Origin of the sequence: Mycobacterium kyogaense (assembly GCF_003254575.1) — a bacterium.
Classification (GTDB): Bacteria; Actinomycetota; Actinomycetes; order Mycobacteriales; family Mycobacteriaceae; genus Mycobacterium; species Mycobacterium kyogaense.
The window spans coordinates 208,624-219,043 of record NZ_QJUA01000004.1; the positions used below are offsets into that span (position 1 = coordinate 208,624).

A 10,420-nucleotide genomic window follows, 5' to 3' on the forward strand; every position below is an offset into this window, starting at 1 on the left:
CTGAGCCGTCAGGGGTCGTAGCCCTCATGAGCAGAGCAGGCCAGTTCGACCACCACGGCGGCGGCGCCGACACCATCACCGGCCAGGTCGTCGCCATCACCGGGGCCAGCAGCGGCATCGGCGAGGCGACCGCGCGTCTGCTGTCCGCCCGGGGCGCGCGCCTGGTGCTGGCCGCGCGACGCACCGACCGGTTGACGACGCTGGTCGACGAACTGCCGCACGACGCGGTCGCCGTCCCGGCCGACGTCACCGTCCCCGAGGACGTGACGCGGATCGTCGACACTGCGGTCGAGCGCTTCGGCCGACTCGACGTGCTGGTGAACAACGCCGGAATCGCGACGATCGGGGAGATGACCGACGGCGACGTGGCCGGCTGGGACGCGATGATCGACGTCAACGTGCGCGGGGTGCTGTACGGGATCGCGGCCGCGCTGCCGGTGTTCCGCCGTCAGGGGCGCGGCCACATCGTCACCACGGTGTCGACCGCCGGCCTCAAGATCGTGCCCACGATGGGCGTGTACGCGGCGACCAAGAACGCGGTGCGCACCGTGATGGAGGCGCTACGTCAGGAGTCGACGGACGGCGTCGTGCGGACCACGTCGATCTCGCCGGGCTTCGTGAACACCGAGTTGGACGGCTCGATCGACGATTCCGACCTCGCCGCCCGGATCCGGGCCCAGATGGACGAGTTCGGCCTGCCGCCGGATGCGGTCGCCCGGGCCATCGCGTTCGCGATCGAACAGCCGCACGACGTGGAGATCGGGGACCTGACGATCCGTCCGACACGGCAGAACTGACACCGCGTGGGGGAGAAGGTGATCCCCCGAGCCGACCACCCGTCGGGGCGATGCGGGGACGTGCGCGCCGCGGCTAGAACCTAGCCCTATGCCCCCTTGGCGGTTACGCGACTTCCACGACGACGACCTCGATCAGGCTATCTCGGTCTGGGACCAGAGCCGAGAGCCCGGCGAGGCCCCGCCGGCATTTCCGGTGTCCGAGGTGGTCGCCGCCGCACGATCCGGACAGCCCGCCGTGGTGGCCGTGGTGGGCGAACAGCTGGTCGGCATGGCGGTGGCGCACGTCGCCGCGGACCGCGCCTGGATCTCGATGGTCGCGCTGTCGAACCGGTGGCGGCACCGCGGAATCGGCAGCGCGCTGCTGGCCGAGCTCGAGCTGCGGCTGCGCGGCCTGGGCGCCCGGCGCATCAGCGTACTGCTTCCCGAGGACGCCACAGGAGCTGCCGCGCTGCGTAATTCGGGATACACCGAGCGGGCCGATCTGCGGTACTTCGAGAAGATCGATCACGTCGGCGCGTCGGATACGGGGTTGCTCTCAGCGCTGGGCGGCCAGCTGATCAACCCCGGCCGATGGCAGGAGATGGCCGGTATGGACGTCGAGAAGCAGATGATCGAGCGGCGCATCGTCGCGCCGCTGGCGCGCCCCGATCTCGCTGCCCGATACGGTGTGTCGCCGCCCAAGGCGGTGATCCTGTTCGGCCCACCGGGAACGGGCAAGACCAGCTTCGCCAAAGCGGTTGCCGGACGGCTCGGTTGGCCGTTCGTGGAGATCTTTCCGTCCCGCCTCGCGGCGCCCGGTGTGGCCATGCCTGCAGCGCTGCGCGACGTCTTCGCCGATCTGACCGAGCTCGACGCCGCCGTCGTGTTCATCGACGAGGTGGAGGAGATCGCGGGCTCACGCTCCGGAGTGCCGTCCGACCCGTCGCACGGCGTCACCAACGAGCTGTTGAAGTTGATCCCGGCGTTCCGTCAGAACGACGAGCGGTTACTCATCTGCGCGACCAACTCCGTCAGCTCGTTGGATTCTGCGTTCCTGCGGCCCGGACGATTCGACTACATCATTCCCGTGGGACCGCCCGATGAGGCGGCGCGCAAAGCGATCTGGACCCGCTATCTGGCCGGCAACGCCGACACGGTCGAAGTCGACAAGCTCGTCGAGGCATCGGACATGTTCACCCCGGCAGACATCGAGTTCGCGGCGCGTAAAGGAGCGTTGTCGGCTTTCGAGCGAGAAGTGGAGTCACGGCGCGGCGAACCGGCCCGCACCGACGATTACCTCGCGGCGATCGCCGACACACGGCCCACGCTGACGCAGGTGATGCTCGACGAGTTCACGACCGATATCGAGCAGCAGACCCGGTTGTAGCCGCCGGGCGCCCTCAGGCGGCTCCGGCCCAAATGCCGCCCTCAGGCGGCTCCGGCCCAATTGCCGCCCTCAGGCGGCAGCGTCCTTGCCGCCGATGCACGAGCTGCAGTCGGACGTGCCGAAGTCGGTGTCGATGTCGACCGAACCGCAAGCGGGGCAGATGAAGGGGATCACGGCTGTCTCCAGAGGGCTTGTCGACATCGGCGCGACCATCGCATCCGACCACGCCCGAGATACCCCCCGGTGGTAGCGGATCAAACGCGACGGAGCGACCCGACCGCCGATGGTCACATCCCTGTCACCTTTACCTGCCCCGCACACGGCAGAGAGCCTGCCGCTCGGGGGAAACGGCAGGCTCTCTGAGTGTGGGGGCTATGCGGAGGCTTGCGCCCCGAGCACCCGCTGGATGTCCGGCTTCATCTGCAGAAGCTGCTGACCCCAGTAACCCCAGGCGTGCGTGCCCTGGGCGGGGAAGTTGAACACCCCGTTGGTGCCGCCGGCCGCGATGTACTTGTCGCGGAAGCTGATGTTGGTCCGCAAGGTGAAGCCCTCGAGGAACTGCGCCGCCATCAGGTTCTGTCCGGCCGTACCCGAGTCGAGGTCCGACGGGGTACCGGTGCCGCAGTAGACCCAGACCCGGGTGTTGTTGGCCACCAGCTGATTGATGTTGACCATCGGGTCGTTGCGCTTCCACGCCGGGTCCGAGGACGGTCCCCACATGCTCTCGGCATTGAAGCCGCCCGCGTCGTTCATCGCCAGCCCGATCAGCATCGGCCACCAGCCCTCGGACGGGTTCAGGAACCCGGAAAGGCTTGCCGCGTAGATGAACTGCTGCGGATGGTAGATGGCCAGGGTCATCGATGCGCTACCCGCCATCGACAGACCGACGACCGCGTTACCTGTGCGCGAGACGCCGCGGTTGGCTTCCAGCCACGCGGGCAGTTCCTGGGTCAGGAACGTCTCCCACTTGTAGGTGTAGTCCTGGCCGTTCCCGCGCGACGGCTGGTACCAGTCGCTGTAGAAGCTGGACTGACCGCCGACCGGCATGATCGTCGACAGACCCGACTGGTAGTACCACTCGAACGCCGGGGTGTTGATGTCCCAGCCGTTGTAGTCGTCCTGGGCGCGCAGACCGTCGAGCAGGTAGACGGCGTGCGGGCCGCCACCCTGGAACTGCACGCGGATGTTGCGGTTCATCGACTGGGAGAACACGTCCAGGTACTCGACGGGCAGACCCGGACGGGAGAACGCGTTGGCAGTCGCCGATCCCCCGACGAAGCCGATCAGCCCGGGCAGCGTGGTGAGGGCCAGGGCGACGGCCGCCATCCGGCGCAGCCCCATTCTCGCGGAGCCTCGAAACTTCTCTCTCAACTTCATAACGGCAACCAACCCACCTTTCATTACAAGTCCACATGTCGCGCAAACGTGCCGTCGTGTGCATCCGCCATGGAACACGGTCGGCGTTCTCGAACCGCTGTCCGACACAGACATTCGTGGTCGCGGTTGGCTAACGATTACGACTCGGCGCAGTGACCAACGCCGCGGGCCTGCCACACTCGAGCCCGACGATGACTACTTCTGAATCCGACACGTTCGACCTGGCGCGCTTCACCGACGCTCAGGCCGGGGTCTATGACACGGTGCTCGCTGAGTTGCGGGCAGGCCGCAAGCGCACACACTGGATCTGGTTCGTGTTCCCGCAACTGCGCGGCCTCGGGCACAGCGCCACGGCGTACCGGTTTGGTCTGACCTCACTCGAGGAGGCCGCGGCCTATCTCGCCCACCCCGTGCTCGGGCCGCGTCTGGTGGAGTGCGCCGGCCTGCTGCTGACCCACCGCGGCCGCGCAGCCCGCGACATCCTGGGCTATCCCGACGATCTGAAGGTGCGGTCGTCGATGACGCTGTTCGCCCGCGCCGGTGGCGGGTCGGTGTTCACTGAAGTGCTGGACGCCTTCTATGGCGGCGAGGAGGATGCGGCGACGCTGGAGCTGTTGCGCTGAGAACAGCGAGGGGTTGAGTCAGCGCGGCGCGAGGACGAGCCAGCCGTGGGGAGGCACCACGGTCTCGGTGACCGTCTCCGCCGGCGGCGCGCCAGACCCGGCGACCACCTCGGCGGCACCGAACCCGTGCTCCTGCAACGACACTGGTAACGGTTCGTCGGCGACGTTGAGGGCGACCAGCAGCGTGTCGTCACCCGCTCGGGAGGCGTAGACGTAGCCGGTGTTGGTGACCTGCAGCGGTGCGGTACGCGCGGTGTGCAGCCAGGGGTGACGGCGGCGCAACCCGATCAGATGTTGGTGGGCGCGCAGCACCTGGTGGCCGTGCTCGCCCACTCCGTCCAGCGGAGAACCGAATTCGGGCCGCACCGCATCGTCTCCGCCGAAACGCTCCTCTTTCACCCCGCGATAGGCGACCTCGTCGCCGGCGTAGATGCTCGGAGTGCCGCCGGTGGTCATCAGGATCACCAGCGCGTGATCGACGTGGTCGGGGTTGTCCAGCTGGCTTGCGATGCGGGTCACGTCGTGGTTGCCGATGAACGTCATGGGCACGAAGGTGTCCAGAAAGTCGTTGTGCCGCTTGAGCGCCCAGTCCAGTTCGTGAAGATTCGCGTCGTTGAGGCTGCTCCAGATCGCCTTCCACAGCTCGTACTGGGTCACCGAGTCGAAGCCGGACTCGGTCACGCGCGCCACGTAGTCGCCGTGGATGACCTCGCCGACGAACCATGCGTCCGGGAACTGCTCACGCACCCGCGGCAGTACCTGCGCCCAGAAGCGGTCGGGCATCGCATACGCCGCGTCCAAGCGCCAGCCGTCGGCGCCGCGGCCGAGCCAGTGGCACATCACGTCGACGACGTAGTCGACCACTTCCGGGTTGCGATGATCGAGCGCGATCAGTCCGCCGTGGCCCTCGAACGTGGCGAACTCCCCACGCCGGACCCGGAACCACGACGTGTCACCGCCGGCGACAGCGTCGCGGTAGCGGGGGAAGTCGGTGCCGACGTGGTTGAACACCCCGTCGAGCAGGACGCGCAACCCTCGCGCGTGGGCCTCGGTGATCAGGTGGTCGAAGTCACCGTCGTCACCGAGCCGCCCGTCGATGCGGTAGTGATCGGTGGTGTCGTAGCCGTGGGTCTGCGACGCGAAGACGGGCCCCAGCGCGATGCCGGAGGTCCCGAGATCACGGGCGTAGTCGAGCCAGTCCACGATCCGCCGGAGCCGATGCTCGTCCGGTCCTGGGGGCGGGTCGGCCGGATGTGCGCCGACAAAGCCCAGGGGGTAGAGGTGCCACCAGATGGCGTGGGTGACCCAATCCGGCTCGCTCATCGACGAAAAGCCCTCTCGTACAACGCTTTCATGGTTTCCGCCAGGTCGAGCGCGGGACCGTCGACGGGCACGCCCGGCGCGACGGCACTGATCGGCAGGGCGGCGACAGGGGGTGCCGGCGCGTCCCATGCCTGCAGCCAGCCCGTCAGTTGCGCCGACGAGGCCGCGTAGACGATGCGGCCCAGCCCGACCCAGGCGTGGGCGGCCGCACACATCGGGCAGTGCTCACCGCTGGTGTAGACGGTCGCCGCGGCACGCTCCTCGGGGCTGAGATGCTCGACGGCCCACAGTGCGATCGCGAGCTCCGGATGCCGGGTGGCGTCTCCGCCGGCGACGTGGTTGTGGTCTTCGAAACGCACCGCGCCGTCTGCATCGAGCAGCAGCGAGCCGAAGGGTTCGTCGCCCGTCTCGAGCGCCTGCCGGGCGAGGTCCACGCAGCGGCGCAGACACTCGACGTCCGCGGCGCTGAGAGACACAGGCGAAGTCTACGCATCCATGCGGCAGGCACACGACGCGCGGATCGGCACGTCGGCGCGGGCGCCGGCCAGCTCCAGCTGCCGAGCGATGATCACCGCTTCGGCGTCGCGGCCCAGCCGCGTCAGGCACTCGTGGTAACCGTGCAGGCTCCACACGTTGCCCGGGTGCTGGCAGGACCGGGCCAGCGTCGGGTCGAGGCCGAGATCGGCAGCGTAGACGCCCGCGGCCTCCTCCACGCGGCCCTGCTCGAGCAGCAGGGCACCGTAGGCGTGCCGGGTGGGCTGCATCCAGCCCCACGGTTCGTCATAGGGGAGGGCGTCGTCGAGCGCGATCGCCCGGCGCAGATGTGCGAACGCGTCCTCGAAGTCACCTGCGCGGTAGGCGATCTCACCGTCCAGCATGGCCGCGGCGACCGCCAGGATGTCCCGGCTGGTGTTGTTGAACAGGTACCGGCTATCCGGGATCCGCGCGTGGGCCCGGGTGAAGGCCTCCCGCTCGGTGTGCGCCTCGGCGAGCCGCCCAGTCGCCGCGTAGGCGACGCCGCGGCCGTAGTGGATCGTCGCGGTGGTGGTGCAGTACAGCTCGGGGTCCTCGGGCAACGGCGTGGCGATCAGATCGTCCCACCGGCCGAAGCGGATCAGCACGTGCACCCGCAGGGGCACGAACGCTTCGAGCCAGTCCGCCATCGGTGGTGACGGAATGCGCAGCAGCTCCGGGGTCAGTTGGGCCGAGAGCTCGTCGGCGGCCCCCAGCGCAGTGGCGTAGTTGGCCTCGAACATCGCCGAGTAGACCACGAAGTGCAGGTTGTGGGCGCGGTAGAGCGAGTAGAAATTGAGCGGTCCCGAGCGTTCGACGAAGCGCCGATCCACCTGTACCGCAGCGGTATTGGCGACGACAGAGTCGTGGTAGTTCCCGCACAGCACGTCGATGTGGCTGGGCATGTGCTGCAGGTGGCCCGCATCGGGCACCAGGCCACGCAGCAGGTCGGCGGCGGGCAGCGCCTTCTCGGGCGTCGTCGACATCTCCATCGCGTGGAGGTAGAGGTGCAGGATGCCGGGGTGGGCGCGGCCGGCCGCAGTGGACAGTGCCGCGTCGAGGATCTGCACGGCTTCGACGACGCGCGAGCCCGGCGCCGGCTCACCGGTGCGGCTGTCCCACAGCGCCCACGCGGTGATGTTGACCAGCGCGTCGGCGGTCAGCGCTGCGACGTCGACGTCCGCGGGATGAGCCTGCGCCAGGGCGGTCATCGCGTCGGCGTAGGCGGCGTGGCCGGCCTGCAGCGCGGCGGTGTCGTCGGGATCGTCGGTCGGGAACCGCGCCATCAGCGCGTGGATGAGCCCACGCTCGACCGCGTCGGCGCGCCCGCGCGCGGCCTGGGCGAGTTCGGCCCGCGCCCGCGTCACGGAGGCGGTCAGGTCGACAGGGTCGAATGCCTCCCACGCCTTGTTGTAGTTGGGCCCGACTGCATAGGCGATGCCCCATCGAGCCAACGCGAAATCGGGGTCGAGGGCCAGCGCTCGCTCGAAGCATGCGATCGCCTCGTCGTGGTTGAAGGCGTAGGCCCAGACCATGCCCCGGTCGAACCAGACCTGTGCATCGGCCGACGGTGTGTCCGTCGGCCGATGGTAGGAGCCGAGGTCGTAGTAGGGCTCGATCGGCGATGCGCTCACACCCGGCACGATAAATCACCGACACCACGGCGACGAGGTGTACTCAGATCGGACCCGGCGGTTACGGTGACGCGCATGATCCGTTGCGTACGACTGTGGACCGGCGCCGACGACACCTCTCACGTGCAGATCGGGCGCCTGGACATGCGGCCGGGTCGCAACGACGACCTGGTCTCGTCGAGCTTCACCGCGGCGTCGGTGACGGTGGAGGAGACCGCGACGGGCGGCACACTGGCGTGGCACACCGCGCCGGTCCGCCAACTCGTCGTCACCCTCGCGGGCACGCTGCTGTTCACCACGCGCGACGGCGAGTCCTTCCGCCTCTCACCCGGCGACGTGTTGCTCGCCGAGGACACGACGGGGTCCGGTCACCAGTGGCGCCTCGAGGGCGACGATCCGTGGCGGCGGATGTACGTCGTGTTGGGTCAGGACGCGGCGGTGCCGTTCGTGGCCGACTGACGTCAGTGCCCCGCGACCCTCAGTGCCCCGCGACGATGTCGGATTCGTCGACCACGACGGGCTCCTTCGCCCCCGGCAGCAGTGAGTACGCCAAGCAGACCACCCCGAAGAGCGCATAGCCCAGTGCCACTTGCGGATTCGCTGCCCAGGCCACCTGCGGTGCGTGGATAAGGCCGATGAAGGACAGCACGGCGCCCACCGCCGAGGCGATCGCTGCGTAGAGAAACTTCTTCTCCAGGATGAACGTGACCATCGTGCCGAGGATCAGCCCGACCAGCACCGCGCCCTCGCCCAACGTCAGCAGCCCGTCGTAGACCACGCCGGCATTGCCCAGCGCCTCCAGGCCGACCTTCGACGCCGAGGTACCCGCGGCGTTGAGCGCATTGTCGATCAGGCCGCTGGCCCACTGCGCCAGGTTCGGCAGGATCGCCGCCACCACCGCGATCGCGTGCAGCCGCGGTACCGCCTGGAACGCCTGGGCACCGATCAGCAGTCCGATGTAGAGCAGGATCGGCACGATCGCCGGAACAGGGAGCAGCGCGTCGAGGACCCCGAAAAGGCCGAGGAAGCAGAGTATTCCGATGACGATGCCGCTGGCCAGCGAGTAGCCCGCCCGGCCGCCGGCGTCCTTCCAGCCCGGGTGCCCGATGTACACCGCGGGCGGGAACGGGGATCCGAACGCCGACCCGACGACCGCGCCCGCGCCGTCGGCGAGCAGCACGCTGCGCAGGTTGTAGTTGTCGCCGGCGGCAGCGGCGCTTTCCACATTGCTCATCGCCTCGGTGAAGTTGTAGACGCCCAGCGGGATCGCGGTCCCGAGCAACGGCGCGAGGTTCGACAGACCGGAGAACAGCATGTCCACGCGGAGATCCGGAACGCCGATCGCGATGTCGGAGACGGCCTGGCCGACGTCGGGCGCGGACATGTAGCCGCCGAGCCAGCCGATCGCGGTACCGACGAGCAGCGCCGCCAGCCCCACCGGGATGCCGAACGGCAGCCGCACATCGGTGAAGAAGCCGATCAGGATGATCGCCAGCACCGGCAGCCCGATCCACGCCGCTTCCCACATCTGGGCCGCGGGCCGCATCGAGATGAACGTGATCGAGATGCCGGCCAGGGTGCCGAGCATCGCGGCCCGCGGGGTGAGCCGCCGGATGTGCGGTCCGACGAACGCCCCGATCATCACGATCACACCGATCATGAACGCCCAGGCGAGCCCGGCCGACCAGGCCCGCATCGCGTCGTCGGTGCTGAGATAGACCGGCAGCATGACCACGAACACGACGATGAACATGTGCGGCACGCTGGGCCCGTACGGCAGCGCGGTGACATCGGATCTGTTCTCTCGCTTGGCCAGTCGGCGTGCGAGGAAGGTGTAGTACAGGTTGCCGAGGATCAGCGCGACGCCGAGTGCGGGCAGTACCGTGCCCAGCACGTCACCGGCCGGGACCTTGACCACGCCGATCATCAGGCCGGTCAAGGTCAGGACGTTGACCAGGATGTTGAAGCCCAGGCCGAAGAACGCGTTCAGATCGCCACGGGTCCACCAGGCAACAGAGGCCGGTTTCTCGGTGGGGGCGGGAGTGGTGACGTCGGTACTCACAAGGTCTCCTCAGGCGGCCGTGGTGGTCAGTTGTTGCAGTGCGGGTATGACGGCCGCGGTGTCGGCGACCCAGCCGAAGATGCCGCCCTGCGCGGCGATCATCTGCAGACCGATGCGGTGGAAATCGTCGAAATACGAACCGACGCAATCGGATACCACGAGACACTCGTAGCCGCGGTCGTTCGCCTCGCGGGTCGTGGTGTGCACGCAGACCTCGGTGGTGACGCCGGTGATCAGCAGCTGGGTGATGCCGCCGTCGGTCAGCACCTCGGACAGGTCGGTTCCGTAGAACGCACCCTTGCCGGGTTTGTCGATCACCACCTCACCGTCGATCGGTGCCAGCTCGTCGACGATGTCGTGCCCGTACTCGCCGCGGATCAGGATGCGACCGAAGGCGCCGGGATCACCGATGCGCTGGGTCGGCGCGCCGCGGCGAAGCTTCGCGGGTGGGCAGTCCGACAAGTCGGGCCGGTGGCCTTCGCGGGTGTGGATGACCATCAGACCGGCCGAGCGCGCTGCCGCCAGCAGTGCCGCCAACGGCGGGACGACGGTGGCGAGGCGGCCGACGTCGTTGCCGAGGCTCTCGCCGAAACCGCCCGGCAGCAGGAAGTCTCGCTGCATGTCGATGACGACCAGCGCGGTCTTGCCGGCGATGAGCGGGAACGGCGACGGCTCCGCCGCGATCGGGATCGGGTTCACAGCAGCTCCTCGGTGGGGATCGGGGC

The 10,420-nt window shown here is 68.6% G+C and carries 10 protein-coding genes and 1 pseudogene; 4 read left to right on the top strand and 7 right to left on the bottom strand.

Annotated elements, in window-relative coordinates; all coding sequences use genetic code 11:
• The first annotated feature begins 26 nt into the window (after positions 1-26).
• A complete protein-coding gene (locus DMB80_RS05235) occupies positions 27-797 on the top strand; it encodes an SDR family oxidoreductase (protein WP_111508849.1) in 771 nt (256 codons plus the stop codon).
• 88 nt (positions 798-885) lie between these two features.
• Positions 886-2,163 (top strand): ATP-binding protein, encoded by a 1,278-nt coding sequence (locus DMB80_RS05240; RefSeq protein WP_111508850.1) that lies wholly within the window; start codon positions 886-888, stop codon positions 2,161-2,163.
• A 69-nt stretch (positions 2,164-2,232) separates the two neighbouring features.
• On the opposite strand, the gene DMB80_RS28780 is transcribed toward DMB80_RS05240, so the two are convergent.
• On the bottom strand, positions 2,233-2,364 hold the full coding sequence (locus DMB80_RS28780) for a hypothetical protein (protein ID WP_276131518.1): 132 nt from the start codon (positions 2,362-2,364) through the stop codon (positions 2,233-2,235).
• Positions 2,365-2,531: 167 nt separating this feature from the next.
• Positions 2,532-3,453: pseudogene (locus tag DMB80_RS05250) on the bottom strand (esterase family protein); the annotation flags it as partial.
• A 278-nt stretch (positions 3,454-3,731) separates the two neighbouring features.
• Here DMB80_RS05250 and DMB80_RS05255 point away from each other — a divergent pair.
• The gene (locus tag DMB80_RS05255) at positions 3,732-4,163 is read left to right on the top strand and encodes a DUF1810 domain-containing protein (RefSeq protein WP_111508892.1); all 432 of its coding nucleotides are present in this window, start codon (positions 3,732-3,734) and stop codon (positions 4,161-4,163) included.
• A gap of 18 nt (positions 4,164-4,181) precedes the next feature.
• Here DMB80_RS05255 and DMB80_RS05260 read toward each other — a convergent pair whose 3' ends face one another.
• From DMB80_RS05260 to DMB80_RS05270, 3 genes are read right to left on the bottom strand one after another with little or no spacing between them, the layout of a single operon-like run.
• Positions 4,182-5,486, bottom strand: coding sequence for an alpha-amylase family glycosyl hydrolase (locus DMB80_RS05260; RefSeq protein ID WP_111508853.1), 1,305 nt, complete (start codon positions 5,484-5,486; stop codon positions 4,182-4,184).
• Positions 5,483-5,962: a nucleoside deaminase gene (locus DMB80_RS05265; protein WP_111508854.1), complete on the bottom strand. Its 480-nt coding sequence runs from the start codon at positions 5,960-5,962 to the stop codon at positions 5,483-5,485. Before DMB80_RS05265 ends, DMB80_RS05260 begins: the two co-directional genes overlap by 4 nt.
• Positions 5,963-5,971: 9 nt before the next feature.
• On the bottom strand, positions 5,972-7,633 hold the full coding sequence (locus DMB80_RS05270) for a tetratricopeptide repeat protein (RefSeq protein WP_111508893.1): 1,662 nt from the start codon (positions 7,631-7,633) through the stop codon (positions 5,972-5,974).
• Between the two features lie 75 nt (positions 7,634-7,708).
• Between DMB80_RS05270 and DMB80_RS05275 the strand changes: the two genes are divergently transcribed.
• The gene (locus DMB80_RS05275) at positions 7,709-8,092 is read left to right on the top strand and encodes a cupin domain-containing protein (RefSeq protein ID WP_111508855.1); all 384 of its coding nucleotides are present in this window, start codon (positions 7,709-7,711) and stop codon (positions 8,090-8,092) included.
• A 19-nt stretch (positions 8,093-8,111) separates the two neighbouring features.
• On the opposite strand, the gene DMB80_RS05280 is transcribed toward DMB80_RS05275, so the two are convergent.
• Entirely contained in the window at positions 8,112-9,695 is a 1,584-nt protein-coding gene (locus DMB80_RS05280) for a SulP family inorganic anion transporter (RefSeq protein WP_111508856.1), read from the bottom strand.
• 9 nt (positions 9,696-9,704) lie between these two features.
• Positions 9,705-10,394: a cysteine hydrolase family protein gene (locus DMB80_RS05285; protein ID WP_111508857.1), complete on the bottom strand. Its 690-nt coding sequence runs from the start codon at positions 10,392-10,394 to the stop codon at positions 9,705-9,707.
• Between the last annotated feature and the right edge of the window lie 26 nt (positions 10,395-10,420).

Bases quoted from the DNA above. Each gene is read 5' to 3' on its own strand.
- DMB80_RS05235 (WP_111508849.1), top strand. From the start codon at position 27: ATGAGCAGAGCAGGCCAGTTCGACCACCACGGCGGCGGCGCCGACACC.
- DMB80_RS05240 (WP_111508850.1), top strand. From the start codon at position 886: ATGCCCCCTTGGCGGTTACGCGACTTCCACGACGACGACCTCGATCAG.
- DMB80_RS28780 (WP_276131518.1), bottom strand. From the start codon at position 2,364: ATGTCGACAAGCCCTCTGGAGACAGCCGTGATCCCCTTCATCTGCCCC.
- DMB80_RS05255 (WP_111508892.1), top strand. From the start codon at position 3,732: ATGACTACTTCTGAATCCGACACGTTCGACCTGGCGCGCTTCACCGAC.
- DMB80_RS05260 (WP_111508853.1), bottom strand. From the start codon at position 5,486: ATGAGCGAGCCGGATTGGGTCACCCACGCCATCTGGTGGCACCTCTAC.
- DMB80_RS05275 (WP_111508855.1), top strand. From the start codon at position 7,709: ATGATCCGTTGCGTACGACTGTGGACCGGCGCCGACGACACCTCTCAC.